The organism is Streptomyces sp. NPDC096132, from assembly GCF_044763345.1.
In the GTDB taxonomy this organism is placed as follows: domain Bacteria; phylum Actinomycetota; class Actinomycetes; order Streptomycetales; family Streptomycetaceae; genus Streptomyces.
In genome coordinates, this window is the sequence record NZ_JBIWGA010000020.1 from 145,501 (window position 1) to 169,857 (window position 24,357).

A 24,357-nucleotide genomic window follows, 5' to 3' on the forward strand; every position below is an offset into this window, starting at 1 on the left:
CGTCAGCGCCCCTTCCACTGCGGTTCGCGCTTCTCGAGGAACGCGGAGACTCCTTCCGCCGCGTCCTCGGAGTTGAGCATCACGCCGACGGCGAGGTGCTCCATGACCATCAGGGACTGGATGTCGGCGTCCAGGCTCCGGTCGATGGTCATCTTGGTGATCCACATGGTGAACGGGCTCTTGTCCGTGAGCTGATCCGCGAACTCCTCGACCGTCGCGTCCAGCTTGTCGGCGGGCGCCGAGGCGTTGATGAGACCGAAGTCGGCGGCCTCGACGCCGGTCAGGAGCTTGCCCGTGAGCATGAGCTCCTTGGTCTTGCGGACGCCGATCATGCGGGGCACCCGGTAGATCGGGCCCGCGCCGCCGAACAGCGCCCGGCGGATGTGGAAGTCGCCGATGAGGGCGTCGTCCGCGGCGATCGCGAAGTCGCAGGAGATCATCAGCTCGAACCCGCCTGCCGTCACATGCCCTTCGAGCACCGCGATCGACGGGGTCTTCATCGAGTACAGCCGGTCGCACACCTTCGCCGACAGCACGGCGACGTCGATGGCGGTGGAGCTGCCGATGAAGTCGGCCTTGAGGCTGTCCAGGTCGAACCCGGAGCAGAAGGTGTTGCCCCGGCCGCGCAGCACCAGCACGCGCAGTTCGGGATCGGCGTCGACCTCGGTGATGATCTCGTCCAGCCGGTTCAGGATCGGCACGGTCACGCAGTTCTTCTTGTGCGGCCGGTTGAGCCAGACACGGGCCACGTGGCCGTCCCGCTCGAACTGGATCTCGTCCTCGACAGCCATCCAGCGCCTCCCTCGGATCGAACTATGAACTGAACTGAATTCACTTAATCTTCGGGGCGGGTCGCCGCCCTGTCAACCGTCCGGTCCCGACGCCCGGTGAGACCGAGGATTCCGGCCAGTCGGAGCCGGTGGTCGTCCGCCGTGCCGAAGAGCGCGTCGTCGGCCCGCGCCCTGCGCACATAGAGGTGGGCCGGGTGCTCCCAGGTGAAGCCGATGCCACCGTGGAGCTGCACATATTCGGCCACTGCCCGCCGGTAGGCGGCCGAGCACGCCACCGCTGCGGCGCTCGCCGCCACGCGCGGTTCACCTGCGCCCGGGTCCGCGAGACAGGCGCCGGCGTACCCGGACGCGGACCTGGCCGCCTCGACCTCGACCAGCAGATCGGCCAGCCGGTGCCTGACGGCCTGGAACGATCCGATCGGACGCCCGAACTGAGTTCGGTGGGACACGAAATCCAGGACCGCCTCCAGCGCGTGCGCACTGCCACCGAGCTGCTCGGCGGCCAGTGCCGTCCGGCCGGCGTCCAGCACGGTGTCGACGACACGGGGGGCCTCGCCCGCGTCGCCGACCGGTTCGGCGGGCGTCCCGCGGAAGCGGAGCAGCGCCTGGCGGCGCGTGGGATCCAGCACCCGGCGCGGCGTACGGTCGAGGTCACCGGCGCCCGGTCCACAGGCGAAGAGCCGTGGGCCGTCCGGCGCCCGGGCCGCCACCAGGAGCAGGTCCGCGCCCTCGCCGTCCGGCACGAAGTCCGTCTCGCCGCGCAGCAGCCAGCCGCCCGGCCCGTGCTCGGCGGCGACCGTCCCGGGGTGCAGGAACCCGGCGACGGTCGCGGTGAGGGCGCCGCCGGCGATGCCCGGCAGCCAGCGCTCGCAGGCCCGGCGGTCGCGGGAGGCCAGCAGGGTGTGCGCGGCGAGGACGACGGTCGAGAGCAGCGGTGCGGGACACAGGACGCGCCCGGTCTCCTCCAGGGCCACGGCGAGTTCGCGGAAGGAGCCGCCGGCGCCCCCGTACTCCTCCGGGAGCGCGAGTCCGTGCACGCCGATCTCCCCGGCCAGCCGGCCCCACAGCACCTGGTCGAAGCCGCGCGGACCGGCCGCCTGCTCACGCACCTCCTCGGGCCCACAGGCCGCCGCCAGGAACTCCCGCAGCACGTCCCGCAACTGCCGTTGTTCGTCCGTCTCCCTCAGCAGCTCGGGGTCGACATCGAGCCGGAACATCAGGGCCTCCCGCATCGCAGTCATCTGTGGCCTCCGGGGCCGATCTGTGGTCTCGGGGGCCGATCCGTGGTCCCCGGGGCCGCTCCATGGCTCCGGTCGCCGCGGCGCAGCCGCTCGCTACGCCGTGAAACGCCCGCCGTTGGCGAGCAGCACCGCGCCGACAAGGTTGGCGGCCGCGTCGCTCGCCAGGAACAGCGCGACGTCGGCGATCTCCTCAGGGGTGGCGTACGGGCGCACGCGGGGGTCGGCGAAGCCCTCGCGCAGCACTGCCGGGGTGTGGGCGGCCATGCCGGTCTCGGTCGGACCGGGGGCCACGGTGTTGACGCGCACGCCGAACGCGATGGCCTCCTTGGCGACGGACTGGCTCAGTGCGTGCACCCCGGCCTTGGAGGCCGCGTAGTGCGGATATCCGGTGAGCGCGTCGAAGGCCGCGGAGGAGCCGAAGGTGACGACGGCTCCCGCCCGGTTCGGCCGCATCGCGCGCAGGGCGGCGCGCAGGACGTGGAAGGTGCCGTCCAGGTTGACCCGCAGGACCCGTCGCCAGGCCTCGTCGTCGAGGCGCGGGGTCACTTCGGGCGGCCGGCCGGCGAGGACCGCGTCGGCCAGCCACTGCTTCACGGTGGGGTCGTCGACCCCCGCGGCGTGCACCACGACGTCCAGCCGGCCGTGCGTGCGCACGACCTCCTCGACGGCCCGGTCGACCTGCCCGGCGTCCGTCACGTCCAGCGTCACCGCACGCCCCGCCGCCATCCCCTTCGCCACCGATCCGGCCGCCGGACCGTCGATGTCCGCGAGGACGACGGCCTCGGCGCCCCGCGCGGCCAGTCCGCGCGCCACCGCCGCGCCGATGCCGGAGCCCGCTCCGGTGACGAACGCGACCCGTCCGGTGAAACCGCCGCACTCCGCGCCCTCGTCGCCCATCCGAGTCACCCGCCCCTTCGGCACCACGCGAGCCTTATTGAACTGACTTCATTTTTGCTACCGTGAGTGGGCCGCTGTCAACAGGCGGCTTCGGGAGGATGCGATGCGAGCGGTCCGGTTGACGCACTGGGGCGGCCCCCCGGTGGTGACGGAAGCGGAACGGCCCTCGCCCCGGGGCGAGGCGGTTCTCGTACGGGTCGAGGCAGCCGGACTGTGCGGCTCCGACCTGCACATCATGGACGCGGCACCCGACGCCCTGCCCTACCGGACGCCCTTCACCCTCGGTCACGAGGTCGCCGGCCGGGTGGCCGAGCGCGGCCCGGACGCCACCGGACCGGAAGTCGGGGAACGCGTGGTGGTCTACGGCCCGTGGGGCTGCGGACGTTGCGGCCACTGCGTGGCAGGGGCGGACAACTACTGCGACCGGCGCTCCGCACTGGACACCGCCCGCACCGGGACCGGGGCGGGACTCGGGCGCGACGGCGGCCTGGCCGACTTTCTCCTCGTACCCTCCGGACGCCTCCTCCTGCCGGTGGGCGCTCTGGCCCCCGCGCAGGCGGCGCCGTTGTCCGACGCGGGGCTCACGTCCTACCACGCGATCGCCGGCATCCGACCGGCACTCGGTGACCCCGAAACGGGCACCGCGAGTGTGGCCGTCATCGGCGTCGGCGGCCTCGGGCACCTCGCGGTCCAGATCCTGCGCGCGACCACCTCCGCCCAGGTGCTCGCGGTGGACGTACGGGAGGAGGCGCTCGCCCTCGCCGCCGACTGCGGCGCGCACTTCGGCACCCTCGTACGGCCGGACACGGCCGAGGCGCTGCGGAGACGGACCGGCGGAACGGGGGCGGACGCCGTACTCGACTTCGTCGGCACGTCCGCCACGCTCCGGTTGGGCGTGAGTGCCGTACGCCCGGGTGGAGCGCTCGCCGTGGTCGGCAGTGGCGGCGGCGAACTACTGGTCCGCAAACCGGGCGCGCTGCCGCCGGGCCTGCGGATCTCCCTGCCCTTCTGGGGCACCCGCACCGACCTGGAGCAGGTCATGGCCCTCGCCCGGGCAGGCGCCGTCAAGGTCGCGACCGAGCGGTTCCCACTGTCCCGCGCCCTCGACGCGATCGACGCCCTCCGCTCCGGCAGGGTGCGCGGGCGGGCCGTACTGGTCCCCGACGAAGAGCTACTCCGGGCATGAACTGAACTCAGAAAGGGTGCCCGGCGGGCGATGCAGGCAGGTATGCACCCGATGAGGCTCCTGTAGAGGGTCCGACGGCACCGTCATGGTGGCCACGCGCACTTCCACGGGCAGAGCTGTGGCGTCCCACCACATGTGCCGCCGCCCTGCGGATTCCTACGGTGTGACGACACGAAACGTCCCCGCCAACCGCTTGGAAGTGGTGCCGATGTCCTCCCCCGCGACCGCTCCCCCACCCCCCGCCGACCTCAAGCGCATCGTCGCCGCCAGTCTCATCGGCACCACCATCGAGTGGTACGACAACTCACTCGATCGGGGCTAGAGCCTGCGGGTTTGGCTGATCTCTGGCGTTCGAGTCAGCACCGAACCAGCACCGGGATCTTGCCGTGCCAGTAGCGACCCGCTCGACGTTCCAGGACGCGTCTTGTGGCGCTCCCACCAGCTCAGCCAGCGGTTACAGAGTGTATTCACATCACCGAAGTCGCCGATGCACCCAGCTTCCCCCTTGGGCATGTCCAACGCGCCGCCGTTCTACCTTTCCGGAGAAGCCCGTCCGCGACGCTCGCGCCCAGGCGGCCCGACGGCTCGACTCGGGCGGCGCCCTCGGCCTGGAGGCGCGACCCCGACGACCCTATAATTGAAGAGTTCTTCAATTGGCTAGTTGCGGTGATCGATAGGTGATCGATGATTCAGGCTACGGAGGTCGGGGTGGGCGCAGTCGTCGAGGCGCTGATGGCACGGGTGCGGGCGGCTCGGGCCGGGCTGGCGGCCGCGGTGGCGGCGGAGGACCCGTACGCCGTGGCGGTGGCACAGGACGAACTGGACGACGCGCTGCGGGTGGCCCGCAGGCACGGGCTCGATGTCGGGGTCGAGCGCGCGGACGAGGAGTGATCGGGATGCCGGTTCCGCTGTACGAGGCGAAGGCGGAGTTCTTCCGGATGCTCGGGCATCCTGTGCGGATAAGGGTGCTGGAGCTCCTCCAGGACGGGCCGCAGCCGGTGCGCGACCTGTTGGCCGCGATCGAGGTCGAGCCGTCGAACCTGTCCCAGCAGCTCGCCGTGCTGCGCCGCTCGGGCATTGTGACCGCCACGCGCACCGGCTCCACGGTGGTGTACGAGCTGGCCGGCGGTGATGTGGCGGAGCTGCTCGCCGCCGCGCGGCGGATCCTGACGGTCCTGTGGTCCGGTCAGCGGGATCTGCTGAAAGAGTTGCAGGCCGCGGAGCCCTCACGGTGACGAGCGGGGGAGGGTTTCGGCTGCCGTGGCGGCGGGGTCGGTCGGTAGCCGCGGTCGAGCATGTGCTCCCGGCGGTACAGCGGCACATCGTCTCGCTGAAGCTGGGGCCGGACATGGTCGGGCGGACTCGCGAGGCGGTGGCCCGGCATCTGCCGGACGTGGGCGTCGCCCTGGACTCGGCGTTCGCGGACGCCGTACTGCTGGTGACCAGTGAGCTGGTCACCAATGTGCTGCGGCATGCCGCCCGCTCGCCGGTGATCGACGTCGGCCTGACGAGCGGGGCCGGACAGCTCGTCATCAGCGTCGCGGACGCCGAACCCCGCCTGCCCGACTTCACCGACGGCGGGATGGGGGCAGGACTGCGGATGGTCACTGAGATCGCCGCCGACTACGACGGTGGCCTCGGTGCCGAACCAGCCGTCGACCACGACGGCAAGGTCGTCCTCGTACGGCTCCGGATGCCTTCTTAAAGCACCGGACCGATCAAGAAGGGAGGCACTCAAGTGGCCAAAGAAAAGAAGAAGCCGCTGGATCGCGAGAGCCGGGAGGAACGCGGTATGTGGCTGCGCGCCTTCTATTACATCTTCGGCACCCACATCATCGCGGGCTGGGTGATGCTGCTGTTCTACCTGGCGGAACACTCCGGCAAGTGACCCCCTCCGGTGCGGGATGGACGGGGGCTCCCGGTGGTCTTCGGCCGGGTCGCTCAAGCGGCGGAACCTGCGGATGGCGATGTTGCGCCCGCTGAGCTGCTCCACCCCTCTCTGACTCGCGCTTTCGCCAAAGGCGATGTGTACCCCTCGTCCAAGACGGTGCTGTCAGCTTTACCACGCGACCGGATGATGCCAAGGAGCCTGCGCGCAGGGCATCTGCCGGACACACCGGCGAGCGTGGGAACAGCACTGTAGAGCGCAGGCGCCTGTAGATCTTTCCGGCGTAGGAAGGTCGAAGCTTTCGTGGTCAGGGGGAAGTCCGGAACGATCATGTCCGCGAGGGCGACCGGCAGGGCGGGCCAGTTGAAGAAGAACGGGTCGCCGGGCTTGATCCGGGCCAGGGTATCCACACACTCACATACGCCCTCACATACGCCCCGACGTCGGCGCTCAACCCACGACACCAACCAGACGCCACAACACCACGAACCACCACGGTTCCCTAAGGAAACACGTAAGCCTACGAAGGGGCCCACGAGGCGCTGCAGGCCGACAAATCCCGGGGCGCCGCCTCCGAAATGCACGTCGGGCGATGGCTCGTCCTGGGACCTGCTGGGGCGGTTGCTCGACCACCCGGACCAGGGCCACCAAGGACCTCTGCACCTGGGCACGCGACAACCGTTTCGAAAAGAACGGGAGCGTCGTGCGCCCCTTGCACAAAGCGCCCTTGTTCCGGAGGAGTTGAGGGGGCCGCGCACCCGGGTGATCGCCCCTCAGAGGTCGTTGCCCGCGTAGGAGAGGTTGAAGCTCTTGTTGGTCAGGGGGAAGTCCGGGACGATCGTGTCCCTCAACGCCACCGGAAGCGCTGGCCAGTTGAAGAATGAGGGGTCGACCGGCTTGACGCGCGTCAGGGTGCCGTCGGGTGCCAGTTCGACGCGGGTGGCGATGGTGCCGCGCCAGCCCTCGACCAGACCCACTCCGCTGTGTGGGCCCGCGCCGGGCGGCTGAGGTGCCAGTACCGCCCCGGGGGCTTCCAGCCCTTCGCCGAACCGTAGGATCAGGGCGAGGGAGATCTCGATCTCCTGGACGCGGACCAGGAAGCGGGCCAGGACGTCGCCACTGTCGTGGACGGGCACGGTGAGCCTGGTGTCGTCGTACGGCGTGAAGGGGTGAGTGATGCGGGCGTCGTCGCCGATGCCGCTGGCGCGGGCGACGTAGCCGAGGCAGCCGATCTCCCGGGCGTCCGCGGTGTGCAGGATCGCGGTGCCGGTGAAGCGGTCACGGACCGTGGAGTGGCCGAGGGCGAGGTCGGCGATCTCGCGGATGTCCGCGCCGATCGCCGTCAGCCGGGCCGGGTCGGGCAGGGCGCGCAGGGCCGCACCGCCGGGGACGATGCCGCCGCGCAGCAGCCGATGCCCGGTGATCTCCTCGTTGAGGCGCAGGAGTTGCTCGCGCACTCGCTGGGCGTGGGCGTTGAGGATGCCGTGGCCGACGTCGTTGCAGAGCATGCCGAGGTCGGCGACGTGGTTGTGGACGCGTTCCAGTTCCAGGAGCATCGCCCGGGCGCGTTGGGCCTGCTCGGGGACCTCGGTGCCGGTGGCCTCCTCGACGGCCAGACAGTACGCGAGGGCGTGGCCGACGGCCGTGTCGCCGCTGATGCGTTCCGCGAGGGGCAGGCCGGCGGCGATGGAACGGCCCTCGAAGAGCTTCTCGATGCCCTTGTGGACGAACCAGAGGCGGGCCTTGAGCTTGAGGATGGTCTCGCCGACGACGGAGAAGCGGAAGTGGCCGGGTTCGATCAGTCCGGCGTGTACCGGGCCGACCGGGATCTCGTAGACACCGTCCCCCTCCACCTCCAGGAACGGGTAGGGGCCTTCCTGTTCGCCGAAGGCCGGTGGCGGTCCGGCGTCGGGGCGCATCGGGTACCAGCCGCGCGGCCAGTGGAAGTGGCGCACGAGGCGGCGCGGGAGGGGGTGGTCGAGGGGGACGATGCCGAAGAGGTCGCGCATCTCCCGCTCGAACCGGCCTGCCGCGAAGGAGAGATGGGCCAGCGACGGGACTTCCGGGTGGTCGGGGTCGAGGCGGATGTGAAGCTCCAGCCGGGTGTCGGGAGGGCCCGAGGTGAACAGGTACACCACGCGTGGCCCGGCCTCGTCGAAGTGGGCGGCGACCAGGGCGAGCCGGTGGCCCTGGGCGAGCAGCTGCTCGGCGTGCTGGGGCAGGGTGACGGCACTGCTCTGGTACGTCCTGCGCATCGCTCAGCCTCCGATCGCCTGGGCGGCCGCGTGCAACAGGCCGGTGAGGGGGCCAGTGGAGACACCGAGGGCGGCACAGGCGGCCAGGCCCAGGCCGAGGGGCCACACGGCCGTTGGGCGTTCCTCGGCCGGTGATCCGCTTCCCGGTCCGAGCAGCATCCGGGCGGTACGGGCGGCCAGCGCCGCGAAGGCCACCAGAACGAGCAGCAGGGCTGCCGCGGTGATGCAGGCAAGGGCGGTACCGGCGGCGAACCCGGCGCGGGCGATGCCCAGTTCGGAGGCGAACAGGCTGAAGGGCGGAAACGCCATCAGCGCCACCACCGCGAGCCCGAACAGCCCGGCCGTCGCGGGCGCTCGGGCGAGCAGCCCGCGTACTCGGCCGATCTTCGCGGTGCCGGTGAGGTGGAGGATGCGGCCGGAGGCGCAGAACGCGACCGACTTGGCGAGTCCGTGGCCGGCGATGTGGAGCAGTGCGGCGGACAGGGCGAGCGTGCTGCCGATCGCCGTGGCGAGGGCGATCAGGCTCATGTGTTCCATGCTGGAGTAGGCGAGCATCCGCTTGTAGTCGCGCTGGGCCAGCAGCAGTCCGGCCGCCAGGGCAAGGGTGAGCAGGGCGATCCCGGCCAGCAGGACGCGGGTGAAGTCGGGGCCGAGGGCGGCGTCGGCGATGACCCGGTAGCGCAGGATCGCGGTGAAGGCGACGGACAGCAGCACGCCGGACATGAGGGCGGAGACGGGTGCGGGGGCCTGGCTGTGGGCGTCGGGCAGCCAGGCGTGCAGCGGGATCAGGCCCGCCTTGGCGCCGAAGCCGAGCACGATCAGGGTGATGCCGAGCCGGGTGACCGCCGGGTCGAGACGGTCGGCGTGGGCGACGAGCGTGGGCCAGTCCAGCGCCCACGCCTCGGTGATGCCGGCCTGCCGGGCGGCGTAGTAGATCAGGACCGTGCCGAGGAAGGCGAGCGCGATGCCCGCCGAGCAGATGACGACGTACTTCCAGGCTGCCTCCACCGAGGTGCGGGTGTGGCGGTGGCCGACGAGGAACGCGGTGACGATGGTGGTGGCCTCGACGGCGATCCACAGCACGCCGAGGTTCGCCGTCACCACGGCCAGGCACATGGCTCCCAGGAACGCCTGGACCAGGACGTGGTAGCTCCCCCGCTCCCGGCTTCGCTCGAGCGGGGAGACCCCCGTCACGGTCCGCTCGTCGTCCCGCCCGGAGTCCCGTTCGCCGCGCAAATACACGGGGGCGAAGCCGCAGGCGATGAGGGCGACCGCGCCGACGACCAGCAGCATCCAGGCGGTCAGCGCGTCCGCGCGCAGCAACCCGGAGTACGCGGTACGCGGGCCGTCGTCGACGACATCCGCCGCGAGCAGGCTTCCGCAGGTGAGGATCACGGCGGGTGAGACGAGACCGGCCCAGTCCATCGGATACCGCTGGGGCGCCTTGCCCGGCTCGGGTGCCTCCGCCACCAGGACGGAGCCCTGGGCGGCCGCCTGCCGCCGGGGGGCGGTGAGTGCCGCAGCGGGCGAGCGGGAGCGCAGTGCGGTCAGCGCGTACACCCCGGCGACCAGCAGCGGCACGGCGGCGGGTGCGGTGAGCAGCAACGCGGTCTCGACAGGGCTCATCAGTCGTGCAACTCCCGCAGGTCGTCGATGTCGGTGGTGCCGAACGCCGCCCGCATCCGGGTGGTGAGGATCTGCAGCACCAGCACCGCCAGCAGTACGTCGAAGGAGACGCCGAGTTCGACGATGAGCGGCACTCCGGAGGTGGCCAGGAACGCGGTGGCGGTGATGCCGTTGTCCAGCAGCAGGAAGCCCACCACCTGGGCGAGCGCCCGGCGCCGGGTGACCAGGACGAAGAAGCCGATCAGGACGACGGCGAGGCCGACGGGCAGGGCCCGGGTGGCGGGCGTCGGGTTCAGCGCGGTCAGCGGCCGCGCGACGGCGTAGGCCAGCAGGGTCAGCAGGGCGGCGGTCAGCAGTGAGGCGGCGACGTTGACCAGCGGCTGGGTCTCCCGTACCTCCTCGCTGTACGCGTGCCCGGCGCCGGGCCCTGCCAGGGTGCGACGCATCAGGTACGGCAGGACACCCGCCCGCAGCACCCCGATGCCGGCGCCGACGGCGATCAGGTCCCCGCGCCCCTCGTGTACGCCGAGCACGACCGCGATGACGGCCAGAGCGACGCCCTGCACCGCGAAGACGCGGACGATCGCGGCGAGTTCGCGTCGCCACAGGACGATCACCGCCGCGAGCAGGAAGGCTCCGCAGGCCAGGTCGAGGAGCTGGGTGTACAGGCCGCCGCTCATGAGGCTCCGGTCAGGAAGTAGGAGGCGGCCACCGCGAGCAGCGCCAGCAGGAAGGACCCGGCGAGCAGTTCCGGTACCCGGAACAGGCGCACCTTGGCCCAGAAGACCTCGGCCGCCGCCAACACCGCGCCCAGGGCGGCGGCCTTCACCACGAACAGCACCAGGGCGATCGCCAGGGCGGCCCAAGAAGCGCTGGTGGCGATGCCCCAGGGCATGAACAGCGAGGCCAGCAAACCCAGGAGCAGGGTGAGGCGCATCTGGGCGCCGAGTTCGACCAGCGCCAGGTCGGGGCCGGCGTACTCCAGGACCATCGCCTCGTGGATCATCGTCAGTTCGAGGTGGGTGGAGGGGTTGTCCACGGGGATCCGCCCGGTCTCCGCGAGTACGGCGACGGCGAGCGCGGCCGTGGCGAGCAGTCCGGCCGGGGAGGCGAGGCGGGCCGGTTCGTCGACGGCGCCGGTGACGATGGCCGGGATGTTGGTCGTGCCGGCCGGTATCGACAGGGCGAACACCGACAGCAGGATGGTGGGTTCGACGAGCGCGGCCACGGTCATCTCCCGGGAGGCGCCCATCCCGCCGAACGCGGTACCGGTGTCCAGACCGGCCAGGGCGAGAGCCAGGGTGCCGAGCGCGATCAGGGCGACGACCAGGATCAGATCGGCATGGCCGCTGACGGGGGTGTCGGTGGACAGCAGCGGCACGAGTGCGGCGGCAACCAGGGTGGTGGCGACCAGCAAGGCGGGCGCGGCACGGAAGGCGGGCCCGGTGCCCACGGGGATGATCGCCTCCTTGCGCAGCAGTTTGCGGGCGTCGCGCCAGGGCTGGAGCACCCCGGCCCCGGCCCTCCCCTCCAGCCGGGCCCGCACCTGCCGCATCCACCCGGTCAGCAGCGGCGCCCCCGCGCCCACCACGACGACCTGGCCGACCACGGCCGCGTATCCGATCCCGTTGTTCATCACCAGCCCACCGCCAGTACCACCAGCAGGACGACCAGCCCCGCGAAGCCGTAGCCGAGATACAGGTGCACGCTGCCGCCCGCCAGCCGCCGGGCCGCCTGCCCGGTGCCGGCCAGGGCCCGCAGCACCGGCTCGTACAGCCGGTGTTCGATCCGGTCGGGCACCCGGTGCTGGAAGCGCACCCTTTCCACCAGGTACGCGGACTCGCGCACCGGTGTGACGTCCACGTCCTGCTCGGGCGCGAGGACGTCGTCGAAGACCCGCTGCAGCGGTTCGGCGAACGAGGTCGCCGTGTAGGCCATGCGCGGGCTCGGCGCCCCGCCGCCGCAGTCCCACAGCCGGGTGTTCACCCGGCGCCGCCGCCGCTGGTACAGCCGGGGCAGCCCCACGGCCAGCAGGAGCGCACCGGCCAGGGCGGCCACCACCCACAGCGGTGACAGCGTCGCGGAGACCTCGGCCAGCCTGACCCGCAGGCCGCCGCCCGACACCGCCCTGCTGCCGGGCAGCCCCGTCGCGGCCACGGCACGGTCCAGTCCGTCGCCCAGCAGCCCGGGCATCAGCGCCAGTGCCCCGCACGCGGCCGCGAGCAGCCCCATTCCGGCCAGCATCAGGGGCGGTGCCTCCTTCGCTCCGGCGGCCGGTTCGCTGCGCGGCCGGGCGAAGAAGCCCACGCCGAGTGCCTTGACGAACACCGCCGCCGCGATTCCGGCGGACAGCGCGACCAGCGCCACCGACAGCGGCAGGACGACGGCCACGGCGACGCCCGGCACGTCCAGGCCGTGGATCAGGGACTGCAGCAGCAGCCACTCGCTGATGAACCCGTTGCCGGGCGGCAGGGCCACGGCACCCAACGCGGCCAGCGCGAACAGCCCGGCCGTGGCCGGCATCCGGGCCCGCAGCCCGCCCAGCCGGTCGAGGTCACGGACCCCGGTCGCCCGCAGCACCGACCCGGCAGCGCAGAACAACAGCGCCTTGAAGGCGGCGTGGTTGACGACGTGGAGCAGGGCCGCCGCCAACGCCAGTGCCGCGAGCGGCTCGTCGCCGTAGGCGGCGAACAGCCCGGACGCCCCCACGCCGATCAGGACGAGCCCCATGTTCTCCGAGGTCGAGTACGCGAGCAGCCGCTTCAGGTCGGAGGCCATCGCCGCCTGCAGGATCCCGTACACCGCGCTCGCGCCGCCCACCGCCATCAGCCCCAGCCACCACCACGCCGGTCCACCGCCGAGCAGGTCCAGACCGGTGCGGACGAGGCCGTAGATCCCGAGGTTGACCATCGCGGCACTCATCAGCGCCGAGACGGGGCTCGGCGCCTCCGGATGGGCGCGCGGCAGCCAGGCGTGCAGCGGCACCGCGCCCGCCTTCGACGCGAACGCCGCCGCGACCAGCACGAACACCAGCCCGCGAACCGTCGGCGACAGCGACGGGGCGCCCTCCCGCAGCGCGGTGAACGTCTCCCCGCCGGCCTGCGCGGCGAACAGGGCGAACCCCGCGAGGAGCAGCACCAGTCCGAGGTGGGTCATCACCGCGTACCAGACCCCGGCCTGCCGCACCGAGGCCCGCTCACGATGCTCGGCCAGGACCAGCAGCAGGGAGGCGAGCGCCATCAGTTCCCACAGCAGCAGGAACGTCGACACCGACGCCGCCACGGGCACCAGGACCAGCGTCAGCGCGAACAGCGGCAGCACCGCCTGCGCCGTACGGGAGGCGAGCGCGTACGGCCCGTGCCCGGCCGCGTAGCCGATCCCGTACACCGCGACCGCCGCTACGACCGCCCCCGCGACCGCCATGAACAGGCCCGCGAGCGCGTCCACCGTCAGATACGTCCCCGCCAGCGGCAGCACCCCGGGGAGCGTGGCCGCCCACCGGCTTCCGCCCAGTGCGGCCACACCGGCCGCGCCACCGCTCACCCCCACACCCGCCGTCAGAACCCCCACCACCGCGCCGCGCATCCGGTACGGCAGCACGCTCCCGGCCAGCGCCCCCGCGCCGCCCAGCGAAGTGGCCGTCGCCAGGGCGGCCGGGATCACGCTCACCGGCCGGTCACCCTCCTCAGGGCCGCCACGATCTCCGCCGGCTGCGGCGGGCACCCGGGCACCGCCAGATCGACCGGTACGACGTCGGCAACCGCGCCCTCGACGCCGTAGCCGCCGGCGAACTCCCCGCAGTCGATCGCGCAGTCCCCCACCGCGACCACCAGCCGCGGCTCCCCCATCGCGGCGACCGTCCGGCGCAGCGGCTCCGCCATGTTCCGTGTCACCGGCCCGGTGACCAGGGCCACGTCCGCGTGCCGGGGTGAGGCCACCAGCCGGGCGCCGTAGCGTTCGGCGTCATGCACCGGGTTGAAGGCCGCCGCGATCTCGATCTCGCAGCCGTTGCAGGAACCCGCGTCCACGCACCGCACCTGCGCCGAACCGCCCAGCTCCCGTGCCTTGGCCGGCACGTCGCCCGCCGGGCGCGGCGGAGCGGGCTCGGCCACCCGCCCCGTGTCACGGATCTTGCGCAACAGGCCCATGAACCTCTCCTCGTTACGGTGAGGACTTTCCCGCAGGCGCCTAACGAGGCGTCCCACGGCCGGAGTTACGGCACTTTCCGGCGCTTTTACCTGGAGGGAGAAGGCGGCCGCCTCCCTGACCCTTGAGCGCTGTCCAACTCACGGGAGACGGCCGCCGTATATGGGCCGTCGTCTACGACGGCGGTTCGGCCTGGGTCCGGGCGGCCTGGAGGTCGGCGAGCAGCTCGGCCTGGCCGGTCAGCACACCGGACAGGATGGTGCGGGCCACCCGCAGGAGCTCCGCGACATGCGGGCTGGTCAGCGAGTAGTACACCGTGGAGCCTTCCCTGCGCGTCACGACCAGGTTGGCCCGCCGCAGCACCGCCAGCTGCTGGGAGAGGTGCGCGGGCTCGATGCCCACCTCCGGCAGCATTTCCGCGACCGCGTGCTCGCGCTCGCTCAGCAGCTCCAGGACCCGGATGCGTGCCGGATGCCCGAGCGTCTTGAAGAACTCGGCCTTCAGTTGGTACAGCGGTGTACTCACCGGGCCCTCCCTCCCCCGCAACAGCACGGCACCGCTGGCCGGACCTCGGCGCATCGCATCCACCCACTTGTCATACACATGCGGCCCATCCTCACCCGCGGAGCCGGCCACACCGAATCCGCGCCGAGACACCGGGCCACCGATTCCAGCAGTGATGAACTCAGGAATTGCTAACATTAGCAATTACCTAGGTTACGTGAGGGAGGTTTGCATGAGGATCACTCCGCTCCGCGGTATCGGCGTCACGTGGTACAAGTGCCCCGCCTGCCGCCTGAAGTGCCGCCCGGCCGCCGTCGGCCCGGATGGCAACTGCCCGGGCTGCGGCCACGCCCGCATGCTGAAGCTCTCCTTCGGCGGCGGCGCCACGCGACAGCCCGCGCAGAACGACCGCGACTGATCCACGCACGGCAGGGCGACGGGGAGGGGTGCGATGAGCGGCTGGGAGTCCCAGTCCGGCAGCGGGATCCGTTTCGAGTGGGGCCCCTCGGGTGCGGCCCGCCTCGCCGGTCAGGCCGCGTGCCTGGCCGTCGTCGACGTGCTGTCCTTCACCACGGCGGTGAGCGTCGCCACCGAGAAGGGCATCCGTGTCCTTCCCTTCTGGTGGCCGCCCTCGGGCGCTGGTGACACCGAACACGCCGGCGCGGCCATGGCCGCCGAGGCGTACGCCCGCCAGTCGGGCGCCCGTCTGGCCGCCGGACGCCATGCCGTCACGCCCGACACCCCGTGGTCGCTCTCGCCCGCGCACCTGCGCACCGCTCCGTTCGTGGCCCGTCTGGTGCTGCCCTCCCCCAACGGCGCGTCCATCGCGGCCACCACCCCGCGCAGGGTGCCGCTGGTCGCCGCGTGCCTGCGCAACATCACCGCCGTCGGCAGCTGGCTCACCGAGCGCGGCTACGGCTCCCCCAACCACCCGGTCGCCGTCATCGCCGCCGGAGAGCAGTGGCCCGACGGCCGGCTGCGCCCCGCCGTCGAGGACCTCCTCGGCGCCGGAGCCCTCATCAGCGACCTGCACGCGCAGGGCGCGGGCCCGCTCTCCGTCGAGGCCGCCGCCGCGAAGGCAGCCTACGACGGCACGGCCGACCTCGCCCACGCGGTCGCCGCCGGCGCCTCGGGCCGCGAGCTGACAGAGCTGGGCTTCGCCGAGGACATCGCCATCGCGACGCAGGAGGACGCCTGCGCACTCGTACCCGTACGGGACCGCGACGGCGCCTTCGCCCGCGGATGACCCGGCAACGTCAGCGGTCGACATCTTGCGTCGGCCGGCCCGTCGTACGCTCCAGAAACTCCACCGACCGGTCGGGAAACACGCACTGATGCGGGCGGGCCTGCTTGGCCACCGTCCGCAGCGGCAGGCTGCCGGCCAGCCCGATGATCACGGCGTGGACGAAATCCAGGGCGAGGGTGGCGACCGCGGTGAGGACGAGGATCAGCAGGTCGGAGCGGGCGGCCCGGGCCATGGCCCGCAGGGAGCCGACCTCGACCATGCGGATCGCGGTTACCGGCAGCACACCCGTCGGCGCGGCCGGCGGAATTCTCGCCTTGACACAGTCCGCCGTCCGCGCCGCGGCGTCCTCACCGCCACGCGGCCTGTCAGAACCCGATGGCCTCACGCAGCAGCAGAACAGTGCTGCGCCCGGGCTGTGGCTCGGCGTTGAGGACGAGCAGACGGTTGACCGCGCTCGGCTGCCCGTAGACCGCCTGAGCCCTGGCGTTTTCCAGCGGGAGAGCGTGCTCCTCGACCCGGCGCAGCGCGGTGCTCAGGTCGGGCACCACCTTCTGCGCCCCCACGATCCAGATCACCTGTGCGGCGCCTCCCGCGGCGGCGGGCAGCTGGCTGCCGCTGCCCGAGGCGATGACGAGCGAGCCGGTCTCGGTCACGGCCGCGACGCTGGCGACGAAGACGTCCGGAGCGGCCGCCAGTCGGCGGATCCGGTCGGACTCGATGGCGCGGTCCATCTTCAACAGGCGTGGCCGGATGGCCTGGTAGCGGTCGCTCTCCTCGATGTCCTGCGCGACGCCGGAGAGCCGAAGCGTCTCGCTGGCCCCGGTGAACACGCCCGCGCCCTGCGGTATCAGTTCCTCGATGCGGGCGCGAGCCGCCGAGGCGTCGTCGAGCAGTTCGGCGGTGAAGCCGTTCGCTCGCAGCGCCGCGACCGCCCGGTCCAGCCGCTCGGCGGACCTCGGTGCGCCGAAGTCGTCGGCCGCACCCGCAGCCGACGCGTCCGCCTCACCGGCCTCCGAGGCCAGAGCGGCGTCCCCTGCCTCACTGGGCGCGTGATCCTGAACGTCGGGGCCGGGCGAAGAACCCCGCAGCGGGGTCGTGTCGATGTACCTGACCTCATAGACGCGCTCGGCGAACTTCCACCCCTCCGGCGTCCGCTGGTAGCTGTCGTGGTATACGGCGAAGTTCAGGCCTGAGCGGCCGTCGAGCACCCGTGCGATCTCGTGCATGTAGGTGCGGCCCGTGGCCGTGTCGCCGTCGAGACGGATCGTGCCCGGGTGGCTGTTCTGCACGAAGAAGTCCCACTGGGCTTGCAGACGTTCGCCTTCGGTCCGGATCTCCTCGCGCCCGACGAGCTCGACCGGGATGTTGGGCATGCGCAGCACGCCGTCGGGGGTGAACAGTGCGGCGAGGCGGGCGCGGTCGCGCATCATCGCCGCGTCGGTGAACTCGCCGCGCAACGCCTCGATCTCAACGCGGTCGACTGTCTCCTGGAAGTCGTTCATGTCCGGCGGTCCTGTTCTGTTGCTGGTGTGTTCCTCTTCACCAGTCCGACAACGCAGCCCCGCCGAATGTGAGGCGCGCCGCCGACCTCACACTCCGCCGCTCTGATCTGTCGTAATGGAGAGGTACCTAGGACGAGGGAGCCGGAGAGCGTATGACCACCCCTGGGGAACAGGCACAGCGGCAGGCGGACGAGCAACACGACCCGGGCCTGAGTGCGATCATGAGCGAGCGTCGGCATCTGCTCAATCTCGCCTATCGGCTGCTCGGGTCCCTGGCCGACGCGGAGGACGTCGTCCAGGAGACCTACACCCGTTGGTACGTGATGTCCCAGGCGCAGCGGGCGGCCGTCGAGTCCCCGGGCGCCTGGCTGACGACGGTTGCCAGCCGTATCTGTCTGAACCTGCTCGGCTCGGCACGCAGCCGAAGGGAGACGTACGTCGGGGAATGGGTCCCGGAGCCGCTGCCCGACCCGGCCGAGTGGATCGCCGGGGCGGCGGGCGGTGCCGGCGGGGATCCGGCCGACCGGATCACGCTCGACGAGTCGGTGACCATGGCCTTCCTGGTCGTGTTCGAGTCGATGACCCCGGCTCAGCGCGTCGCGTTCGTGCTGCACGACATCTTCCGCTACCCGTTCGCCGAGGTGGCCGAGATCATCGGCCGCAGGCCGGCGGCGTGCCGTCAGCTGGCGTCATCGGCCCGCCGTCGTATCGCCGCGCGGGCGCAGGCGAGCCCGGACGCGGCCCGGCAGGCGAGCGTCGTCCGGCGATTCAGGGCGGCCTGGGAGGCCCAGGACATCGAGGCCCTGCTCGGACTGCTCGACCCGGGCGCCACCGCGATTTCCGACGGTGGTGGCCGCGCCATCGCCCACCTGCTGCCGATCGAGGGCGCGGAGCAGATCGCCCACCTCTATCTCACGATCGCCCGACTCGCGCCGCGCCGGACGATCCTCGAACGCACCGTCAACGGGCTGCCGGGCCTGGTGATCGAGTCGGGAGGTCGGATCGAGACGGTGTTCGCGTTCGAGGTTGCCGAGGACGACCGGATCACGCGCATCTGGGCGGTGCGCAACCCGGACAAACTCCAGCCGTGGCGACTGTCCTGAGCGTCCCGCGCCGCGTGTGCCGCTCCGGGGCCTCAGCGATCCCCTGCCTTCGCCGAAGGGCGAGGTGCCAAGGTTGTCCACATGCTCCGCCGGAGTCATGCGGGGATGAAGTCCGGCCACCAGGGTGGAACGTGTCCTGCGATGACGTTTCCCGAGGGTGCGGTGTAGGAGCACCTGCGGAACCGCAGCGGCGACCCATATAAAGGGCGCAAGAAACACCAGCCCCAAGCTGTTGGCTGCTGCGTTGATGCCGGTGTCACAAGCAGCCCATGCTTTTCCGATGACAGCAACGGTTCCCACCGCGGTCAGCCCGCCGAAGAGAACCCCGAAGCCAACTCCGCTGAACCAGCGGGTCTCAGGACTCGACGACTCTGCTCCCACGATCTTCGATCAGCGGGCGATTTCACGGTTCGTCAGGACCAGCAGGGCCCTGACCAGAGTGGTCGTCAAGGTCGGGTCGGTGCGGACCTTGCCCAGGACCCTCCAGTTCTTCGGGTGGGCGAAGGTGCTCGACCGGGGTGCGGACCGCGGCCAGCGCTTTGTCGGACAGCTTCTGACCGCGAGTCAGGGGTGAGATGGTCTGCTTGGACACACCTGGGCCATGGACCTCGGCCAAGCTGGGCGGGGATGTCACCGTGTGTCAGCCCCCGCGCGGACAGCGGCAGGACCATCTCGTCGACGCCGGTCGGCCGCCGCCACCTCTCCTTGACGATCTACGGCTCGCAACTGCCGTCGCGGTCACGCAGCACCGTGCACTCCACCAAGCGGGCGCAGCCAAGGCCACGGCCAACCTCGCTGCCGAGGCAGAGATGCGCGACGACATGGTCGAGGCCGAGAAGTGGTGGCGCAAGGCGGCCGAACAGGGCGAGCCGGAGGGCATGCGAGGGGTGGGCGTCCGCGCCTATCACCGCGGCGACCTGGCCGAGGCCGAGAAGTGGCTGACCCGTGCGGCAGACATGGGCGACAGGGAGGCCACCCGCTACCTTGCCGTCGTACGCAGCAAGCGGAGAGCCGGGGAAGCCAGGCAGGAGCCGGAGGAAGAGACGCTGACAAAAGAAGCAATCCTCGCCCGGCTGATGGAGGGCGATACGGACCTCGCCGAGAGGCTCTTCCGTCGGCCTGCGATGGAAGGCAACGCCGAAGCCGCCTACAACCTCGGGGCGTTCTACCAGCAGGCGGGGAATCTGGAGCGGGCCCACCCCCTGTGGCTGCTCGCGGCCGAGCTCGGCCAGTCAGTGCCGTCCGGCCGCCATCGGCGAGGACGGCGACTGCCCGGGCTGCGGTCACGGGTCAGCGGCCGGTTGCGGGCGGCCTTGTAGCCGGTGATCACAGCCGGGTCGGCGTCCGGACCGGCATCGTCGAGTCCACGAACCCCAGGTCGGCGATCGCGCCGAGACCGGCCGCCCGCAAGTGAGCGGTGAGTTTGTCGTGCCGGCAGGCGGTGATGCTCTCCGAGTAGGCCCGCGTCCGCAGCGCGGGTCGGGAAGCCACGCCTGTGCTCAGCGTAGTCACCGACGATGGCTCTACCCGGTCCGGCTGCCTGACCGACGAGATCGTCCGCGAAGGCGGGCACCAAGGAGCTGATCGCGCTCGCCGAGGGCCTGCGGGAGTCCACCGAGTCGTGGGCCGACCTACGGCGCGCCTGCCGCCGACGCGGCATGCTACCAAAGTCGGCGCAGCCAGGCGCGACGAAGGCGATGCAGGAGACCTACGCAGAAGACCGCGCCCCAGAAGGCGATCGACGCGTTCGCGAGGACCCAGTTTTAGAGGCAGGAGTTGCCAGGTTATGTCGTTGCAGGGGACGAACAAGATGCCCTGTAGGCAGGGCCGGTCCGACAACTGACTGCGGCCACAGCGGCAGTAACGGCTCGGTCAACGCGCACAACTCATCGTCACGATCCACGGTCGACTACCCACGCCGGCCGAACCGCCGAACCGTCACAACGGTCACGCCCGACCAGGGCATCTCAACCGATCGTGTGACGTGCCCCTGGCAAGTCCGTCCCTGCCGTCTGAAGTGCCGTCCGGCCGCCATCGGCGAGGACGGCGACTGCCCGGGCTGCGGTCATGACCGCACGCTGAGGCTCTCCTTCGGCCTCCGTTCCATCCAACGGCCGGCTCAGAAGGCGCGCGGCTGATCCGTGCACGGCAGCCCGGTGGGGAGAGCGCGATGAACGGCTTGGATCCCCTGTCCAGCAGTCGATGTGCTTCGTTCACCACAGTGGTGTGCCTCGCCGCGGAGAGGGGTGTCCGTGTTGGGGCCTCACCGAGGACAACGCGATCGCCACGCAGGAGGCGGCCTGCCCGCTTGTACCGGTACGGGACGGCGACCGGGCCTTTGCCTGCGGATGACGTGGCCGCGGTCAGTGGCCGGCGTTCTGTGCGGGCCAGCCCGTGGTACGCCACTCCTGGATCTCCTCGCCCTGACCGGTCTTCCGCGCACTGCCGTGTGCGGCAAGCGCGGATGCCAGGTCCGCGTGAACCGGGATGGGCGGGCAGTCGCCGGCCGGGACGAGTGAGCCGTCGGCGGGGATCGCGGCCAGCTGCAGGCTGCGGCCCGCCCCGGCGAGGCGGTGGGCGGCGTCGGTGATGGCCAGCTGCCCCTCGGCCGACCAGCCGCGCAGCCCGGTGAGGTCGACGACGACCGGGCCGGTACCGCGGGCCAGGACCCAGCCGATGGCTCCACTGAAGCGGTGTACGGCATCGGGGCCGAGGTGTCCGGCGACCGAGAGGACGCAGAGACGGTCCTGAACGGTGTAGCGCCAGTCGATGGTCATGGGCGATGCACTTCCTTGCGCGAGTCGGGTGGCGGGTGGCGGGGGCGCCGCGGTCAGAGGGGAAGGGTGATCCAGATGCTCTTGCCCCGGCCGTCGGCGTCACCGCGGACGACGGCGGTGCCACCGAGGCCCATGACGATTTCCATGACGGTGCCCAGGCCGCCTCCCGCTGCATCGGTGACCGCCCCGTACAGCGCCGGCTGGTAGGGGTGGCGGTCGTGCACGGCGAAGGCCAGGCAGCCCGGGCCCGCCGCGAAGACCACGGTGAGCTGCGGAGAGAGCATGGCGGCGTGCCGGACGCCATTGGTCACCAGCTCGCTCAGGACCAGCAGCGCCGGATCCACCGAGGGGTGGCGCAGGCCGATGCCCCACTCGACCAGCACCTGTTCCGCGGTCTCTCGCGCGAGGCGGACAGCGGGCGGCTCGCAGGGCACAGTGAGCACATGCCGACGGGGCAGCGCTTCGAGGCCGGCGGACATCAGCTCTCCGCCCGGGCGAGGCGGAAGCCGGTCACCGTGTAGGGGTGGATGCGCAGCACGGTGTCGTGCGGGCCGTGGCTCCAGCCGGCCAGGGTGCGCCGGTAGTGGGCGGCTTCGTTCGGGTCGCTGATCACTTCGGCGGGGCCGGACAGGGTCACCGTCCAGCCGGTGCCGGTCACGACGCGGATCTCGTCCACCTGATACGTCACCGCCTCGGGTACAACGGCCACTTGGACGGGGGCCCGGACGATCAGACGCCCGTACTCCCACACATGCCGGGCGGGCCGTACGACGGTCTGCTCCCGCTGCGTGTACACCAGCCGTCCCAGGCTGCTGCCCTCCACCAGCCACAGCGCCTCCGCGCCGGAGACCTCGCCCATGCGCAGGGCCGCAGGGGGAAGCGTCATCGGGCCGGCTCCTCACGGGATTCGGGGGACGTCTTGGCTTTCGGGATCATCGTCCGCGGGGTGACACCGGCCGGCATGACTCCGGCCAGCTCCAGGTGATCGCGGGCACCCCGGATCGCCTCCGGGGTGGTGGCGTACTCCCGGCCCTCATGCAGCAGGAGGTCCAACGCGCCCACGGAGTCCAGAACCTGCCGCTGGCCGGGCCGTATCCCGGAGGCGAGGACGAGGATGCCGCGCCGGGTCAGCTTCTCCACCGCGTCCTTCAGGACAAGGGCGCCGGTGGCGTCCATCGTCGACACGCGCGACATGCGCAGGATCACCACCCGGACGTCCGCGACCTCGGTCAGTTCCAGCAGGAAGCGGTGCGCGGCGGCGAAGAACAGCGGCCCGTCGATACGGTACGCCACGATGTGCTCGGCGAGCAGGGCATGCTCCTCGGCGCTGTGGTCGCCGGGGTCGAGCGGCACCCGGTCGAAGCGGGCCTGTTTGGCGACGGCACGCAGGGCCAGGGCGCCGGCCACGGCCAGGCCGATGATCACGGCGTACACGAGGTCGAGGACGAGCGTCGCGACCGCGGTGAGCACGAGGATCAGCGCGTCGGATCGGGTGGCCTTGGCCATCGCCCTCAGCGAGCCCACCTCGACCATGCGGATCGCGGTGGCCAGCAGCACACCCGCCAGCGCGGCCAGCGGAATTCTGGAGACGAGGGGTGCCGCGGCGAAGACGATCACCGCGAGGACCGCGGCGTGGGTCAGGGAGGCGAGCCGTGAGCTCGCGCCGGTGCGGACGTTGACCGCGGTGCGGGCGATCGCTCCGGTGGCCGGGACACCGCCGAACAGCGGGGCGGCGATGTTGGCCAGGCCCTGCCCGAAGAGCTCACGGTCGGGGTCGTGCTTCTGGCCGACCGTCATGCCGTCGGCGACCGAGGCCGACAACAGGGACTCCAGGGCCGCCAGCGCCGCCACGGCGAGCGCCGGGGCGAGCAGGGAGCCGAGCGCGCCCGGGTCGAGGAAGGCGAGCGAGGGGGCCGGCAGGCCGGACGGCAGGTCACCGATCGGCTTCGCCGCGTCCAGGTCGGCCGCCCGGGCCACGACGGTCGCCGCGATCACCGCGAGGATGGAGAAGGGGACGGTCGGCCGCCAGCGGGCGCCGGCCAGCATCACCGCGGCCACTGCCAGGGCGAAGGCGACGGCGGTCCAGTTCGGGCGCTGCGCGAACTCCTCCAGCGCGCGCCACGTCACCACGAGAACGCGGTCGCCCTCGGGCTTGGACACGCCCAGGGCGTTCGGGATCTGCTGCAGGCCGATGACGCAGGCGATGCCGAGCGTGAAGCCCTCGACGACGGGCGCGGGCACGTACTGCATGTACCTGCCGGCCCGCAGCAGCGCCAGCACGACGAGCATCACGCCCGCCATCAGCCCGACGGTCAGCACCCCGCCCGGGCCGTGCTCGGCGACGATCGGCATCAGCACCACCGTCATCGCCCCGGTCGGCCCGGACACCTGCAGATTCGAACCGCCGAACACCGCCGCGAGCGCGCCGGCGACCACCGCGGTCGCCAGCCCCGCCTCGGCGCCGAGCCCGGAGGAGACGCCGAAACCGAGGGCGAGCGGCAGCGCGACGATCGCGACCGTCAGGCCGGCCAGCAGGTCCCGGCGCGGATCCCGGCGTATCTCCGTCAGATCGTTGCGGCCGGGCAGCAGCACGGTGAGCCGGACCCCGGCCCGGCCCAGGCCGAAGGACGTCCTCATGACGCGGCGACCTCGGTTTCCCGCAGCTCGGCCAGCAGCTCGTTCTGCCAGGTGAGCATCTCGGTCAGGATCCGGCGAGCGGCCTGCATCAGGTCGGCGACGTCTTTGCTCGCGAGGGCATAGACCACGCTCGAGCCCTCCCGCCGGGACGTGACGATGCCAGAGCGGCGCAGGAGCGCCAGCTGCTGCGACAGGCTGGGGGGCTCGACCTCGATCGCCGCGAGCAGGTCACGTACCGGCATCGGGCCGTCCCTCAACAGCTCCAGCACCCGTATCCGTACCGGGTGCCCCAGCATGCGGAAGAACTCGGCCTTGGCCTGGTACAGCGGAACGGACACGGCCCCTCGTCTTCCCCGGCGACACCCCTCACTGGGGGCAGGAACGGAAGGCTGCGCCTGCGGCAGCCTGCGGATACATCCAACACAGCATCTAACGAATTGCAAAACTTTGCAATTCAGCAGCCGACTGCACCCCGGAGTGATGACTTCCGGCAAGGGGCGGCGAGCCGGACGACGGGGAACGGACGCGGGCCAGGTGAGGGATTTAGCCACCCGTCAC

29 protein-coding genes and 2 pseudogenes are annotated in these 24,357 nt (G+C 71.6%); 12 read left to right on the forward strand and 19 right to left on the reverse strand.

The window, feature by feature from the left end; all coding sequences use genetic code 11:
- Positions 1-2: 2 nt before the first annotated feature.
- The 3 genes from ACIRF9_RS37135 to ACIRF9_RS37145 all read right to left on the reverse strand — a co-directional run bounded on the left by ACIRF9_RS37135 (position 3) and on the right by ACIRF9_RS37145 (position 2,929).
- The gene (locus tag ACIRF9_RS37135) at positions 3-791 is read right to left on the reverse strand and encodes an enoyl-CoA hydratase/isomerase family protein (RefSeq protein ID WP_403831560.1); all 789 of its coding nucleotides are present in this window, start codon (positions 789-791) and stop codon (positions 3-5) included.
- Between the two features lie 44 nt (positions 792-835).
- Positions 836-2,032, reverse strand: a complete 1,197-nt coding sequence (locus tag ACIRF9_RS37140) for an acyl-CoA dehydrogenase family protein (protein ID WP_403831563.1) — start codon at positions 2,030-2,032, stop codon at positions 836-838.
- Positions 2,033-2,125: 93 nt separating this feature from the next.
- Positions 2,126-2,929 carry an SDR family NAD(P)-dependent oxidoreductase gene (locus ACIRF9_RS37145; RefSeq protein ID WP_403831566.1) on the reverse strand — a complete coding sequence of 268 codons (804 nt, stop codon included), beginning with the start codon at positions 2,927-2,929 and terminating at the stop codon, positions 2,126-2,128.
- Positions 2,930-3,032: 103 nt separating this feature from the next.
- On the opposite strand from ACIRF9_RS37145, the gene ACIRF9_RS37150 reads away from it, so the two are divergent.
- The 6 genes from ACIRF9_RS37150 (at position 3,033) to ACIRF9_RS37175 (ending at position 6,003) form a co-directional block, all read left to right on the forward strand.
- Positions 3,033-4,115 (forward strand): NAD(P)-dependent alcohol dehydrogenase, encoded by a 1,083-nt coding sequence (locus ACIRF9_RS37150; protein WP_403831568.1) that lies wholly within the window; start codon positions 3,033-3,035, stop codon positions 4,113-4,115.
- Positions 4,116-4,278: 163 nt separating this feature from the next.
- Positions 4,279-4,437, forward strand: coding sequence for a hypothetical protein (locus ACIRF9_RS37155; RefSeq protein WP_403831665.1), 159 nt, complete (start codon positions 4,279-4,281; stop codon positions 4,435-4,437).
- A 386-nt stretch (positions 4,438-4,823) separates the two neighbouring features.
- Positions 4,824-5,006, forward strand: a complete 183-nt coding sequence (locus tag ACIRF9_RS37160) for a hypothetical protein (protein WP_403831571.1) — start codon at positions 4,824-4,826, stop codon at positions 5,004-5,006.
- Between the two features lie 5 nt (positions 5,007-5,011).
- Positions 5,012-5,350, forward strand: coding sequence for an ArsR/SmtB family transcription factor (locus tag ACIRF9_RS37165; RefSeq protein WP_403831574.1), 339 nt, complete (start codon positions 5,012-5,014; stop codon positions 5,348-5,350).
- A 62-nt stretch (positions 5,351-5,412) separates the two neighbouring features.
- Positions 5,413-5,820: an ATP-binding protein gene (locus ACIRF9_RS37170; protein WP_403831577.1), complete on the forward strand. Its 408-nt coding sequence runs from the start codon at positions 5,413-5,415 to the stop codon at positions 5,818-5,820.
- A 33-nt stretch (positions 5,821-5,853) separates the two neighbouring features.
- A complete protein-coding gene (locus ACIRF9_RS37175; protein ID WP_403831579.1) occupies positions 5,854-6,003 on the forward strand; it encodes a DUF6126 family protein in 150 nt (49 codons plus the stop codon).
- Between the two features lie 773 nt (positions 6,004-6,776).
- Here the strand turns inward: ACIRF9_RS37175 and ACIRF9_RS37180 are convergent.
- From ACIRF9_RS37180 to ACIRF9_RS37210, 7 genes are all read right to left on the reverse strand, one after another.
- Entirely contained in the window at positions 6,777-8,258 is a 1,482-nt protein-coding gene (locus ACIRF9_RS37180) for an NADH-quinone oxidoreductase subunit C (RefSeq protein ID WP_403831581.1), read from the reverse strand.
- A 3-nt stretch (positions 8,259-8,261) separates the two neighbouring features.
- Positions 8,262-9,884 carry a proton-conducting transporter membrane subunit gene (locus ACIRF9_RS37185; protein ID WP_403831583.1) on the reverse strand — a complete coding sequence of 541 codons (1,623 nt, stop codon included), beginning with the start codon at positions 9,882-9,884 and terminating at the stop codon, positions 8,262-8,264.
- Entirely contained in the window at positions 9,884-10,564 is a 681-nt protein-coding gene (locus ACIRF9_RS37190; RefSeq protein ID WP_403831585.1) for a hypothetical protein, read from the reverse strand. The genes ACIRF9_RS37185 and ACIRF9_RS37190 overlap by 1 nt, the downstream gene beginning before the upstream one ends.
- Positions 10,561-11,520: a respiratory chain complex I subunit 1 family protein gene (locus ACIRF9_RS37195; RefSeq protein WP_403831587.1), complete on the reverse strand. Its 960-nt coding sequence runs from the start codon at positions 11,518-11,520 to the stop codon at positions 10,561-10,563. Before ACIRF9_RS37195 ends, ACIRF9_RS37190 begins: the two co-directional genes overlap by 4 nt.
- On the reverse strand, positions 11,520-13,553 hold the full coding sequence (locus ACIRF9_RS37200) for a proton-conducting transporter membrane subunit (RefSeq protein ID WP_403831589.1): 2,034 nt from the start codon (positions 13,551-13,553) through the stop codon (positions 11,520-11,522). Before ACIRF9_RS37200 ends, ACIRF9_RS37195 begins: the two co-directional genes overlap by 1 nt.
- Positions 13,550-14,032, reverse strand: a complete 483-nt coding sequence (locus ACIRF9_RS37205) for an NADH-quinone oxidoreductase subunit B family protein (protein ID WP_403831591.1) — start codon at positions 14,030-14,032, stop codon at positions 13,550-13,552. Before ACIRF9_RS37205 ends, ACIRF9_RS37200 begins: the two co-directional genes overlap by 4 nt.
- A gap of 172 nt (positions 14,033-14,204) precedes the next feature.
- Positions 14,205-14,555 carry an ArsR/SmtB family transcription factor gene (locus tag ACIRF9_RS37210; protein ID WP_403818449.1) on the reverse strand — a complete coding sequence of 117 codons (351 nt, stop codon included), beginning with the start codon at positions 14,553-14,555 and terminating at the stop codon, positions 14,205-14,207.
- Between the two features lie 211 nt (positions 14,556-14,766).
- Here ACIRF9_RS37210 and ACIRF9_RS37215 point away from each other — a divergent pair, with 211 nt between their 5' ends.
- Entirely contained in the window at positions 14,767-14,952 is a 186-nt protein-coding gene (locus ACIRF9_RS37215) for a hypothetical protein (RefSeq protein WP_403831594.1), read from the forward strand.
- A 33-nt stretch (positions 14,953-14,985) separates the two neighbouring features.
- A complete protein-coding gene (locus ACIRF9_RS37220) occupies positions 14,986-15,780 on the forward strand; it encodes a 2-phosphosulfolactate phosphatase (RefSeq protein WP_403831596.1) in 795 nt (264 codons plus the stop codon).
- A gap of 10 nt (positions 15,781-15,790) precedes the next feature.
- Here the strand turns inward: ACIRF9_RS37220 and ACIRF9_RS37225 are convergent, their stop codons facing one another.
- Positions 15,791-16,063, reverse strand: coding sequence for a hypothetical protein (locus tag ACIRF9_RS37225; protein ID WP_403831598.1), 273 nt, complete (start codon positions 16,061-16,063; stop codon positions 15,791-15,793).
- A gap of 82 nt (positions 16,064-16,145) precedes the next feature.
- On the reverse strand, positions 16,146-17,282 hold the full coding sequence (locus ACIRF9_RS37230; RefSeq protein ID WP_403831601.1) for an LUD domain-containing protein: 1,137 nt from the start codon (positions 17,280-17,282) through the stop codon (positions 16,146-16,148).
- A 152-nt stretch (positions 17,283-17,434) separates the two neighbouring features.
- Between ACIRF9_RS37230 and sigJ the strand changes: the two genes are divergently transcribed.
- A complete protein-coding gene (gene sigJ / locus ACIRF9_RS37235) occupies positions 17,435-18,385 on the forward strand; it encodes an RNA polymerase sigma factor SigJ (RefSeq protein ID WP_403831603.1) in 951 nt (316 codons plus the stop codon).
- A gap of 280 nt (positions 18,386-18,665) precedes the next feature.
- On the forward strand, positions 18,666-18,959 hold the full coding sequence (locus tag ACIRF9_RS37240; protein ID WP_403831668.1) for a hypothetical protein: 294 nt from the start codon (positions 18,666-18,668) through the stop codon (positions 18,957-18,959).
- Here ACIRF9_RS37240 and ACIRF9_RS37245 read toward each other — a convergent pair.
- Positions 18,948-19,146: pseudogene (locus ACIRF9_RS37245) on the reverse strand (transposase); the annotation flags it as partial. The gene ACIRF9_RS37240 and the pseudogene ACIRF9_RS37245 overlap by 12 nt on opposite strands.
- A 48-nt stretch (positions 19,147-19,194) precedes the next feature.
- On the opposite strand from ACIRF9_RS37245, the gene ACIRF9_RS37250 reads away from it, so the two are divergent.
- Positions 19,195-19,704, forward strand: a complete 510-nt coding sequence (locus ACIRF9_RS37250; protein WP_403831606.1) for a tetratricopeptide repeat protein — start codon at positions 19,195-19,197, stop codon at positions 19,702-19,704.
- A gap of 7 nt (positions 19,705-19,711) precedes the next feature.
- Here ACIRF9_RS37250 and ACIRF9_RS37255 read toward each other — a convergent pair whose 3' ends face one another.
- Complete coding sequence (locus tag ACIRF9_RS37255; protein WP_403831608.1) at positions 19,712-19,876, reverse strand: hypothetical protein; 165 nt, start codon at positions 19,874-19,876, stop codon at positions 19,712-19,714.
- Positions 19,877-19,953: 77 nt separating this feature from the next.
- Here ACIRF9_RS37255 and ACIRF9_RS37260 point away from each other — a divergent pair.
- Positions 19,954-20,106, forward strand: a pseudogene (locus tag ACIRF9_RS37260) (IS256 family transposase); the annotation flags it as partial.
- Positions 20,107-20,748: 642 nt separating this feature from the next.
- Here the strand turns inward: ACIRF9_RS37260 and ACIRF9_RS37265 are convergent.
- From ACIRF9_RS37265 to ACIRF9_RS37285, 5 genes are read right to left on the reverse strand one after another with little or no spacing between them, the layout of a single operon-like run.
- Positions 20,749-21,162, reverse strand: coding sequence for an anti-sigma factor antagonist (locus ACIRF9_RS37265; RefSeq protein ID WP_403831610.1), 414 nt, complete (start codon positions 21,160-21,162; stop codon positions 20,749-20,751).
- 53 nt (positions 21,163-21,215) lie between these two features.
- Positions 21,216-21,641 carry an ATP-binding protein gene (locus ACIRF9_RS37270; protein WP_403831613.1) on the reverse strand — a complete coding sequence of 142 codons (426 nt, stop codon included), beginning with the start codon at positions 21,639-21,641 and terminating at the stop codon, positions 21,216-21,218.
- The gene (locus ACIRF9_RS37275; RefSeq protein ID WP_403831615.1) at positions 21,641-22,048 is read right to left on the reverse strand and encodes a pyridoxamine 5'-phosphate oxidase family protein; all 408 of its coding nucleotides are present in this window, start codon (positions 22,046-22,048) and stop codon (positions 21,641-21,643) included. The genes ACIRF9_RS37270 and ACIRF9_RS37275 overlap by 1 nt, the downstream gene beginning before the upstream one ends.
- The gene (locus ACIRF9_RS37280; RefSeq protein WP_403831618.1) at positions 22,045-23,799 is read right to left on the reverse strand and encodes a SulP family inorganic anion transporter; all 1,755 of its coding nucleotides are present in this window, start codon (positions 23,797-23,799) and stop codon (positions 22,045-22,047) included. The genes ACIRF9_RS37275 and ACIRF9_RS37280 overlap by 4 nt, the downstream gene beginning before the upstream one ends.
- A complete protein-coding gene (locus ACIRF9_RS37285; protein WP_403831621.1) occupies positions 23,796-24,137 on the reverse strand; it encodes an ArsR/SmtB family transcription factor in 342 nt (113 codons plus the stop codon). Before ACIRF9_RS37285 ends, ACIRF9_RS37280 begins: the two co-directional genes overlap by 4 nt.
- Positions 24,138-24,357: the final 220 nt, after the last annotated feature.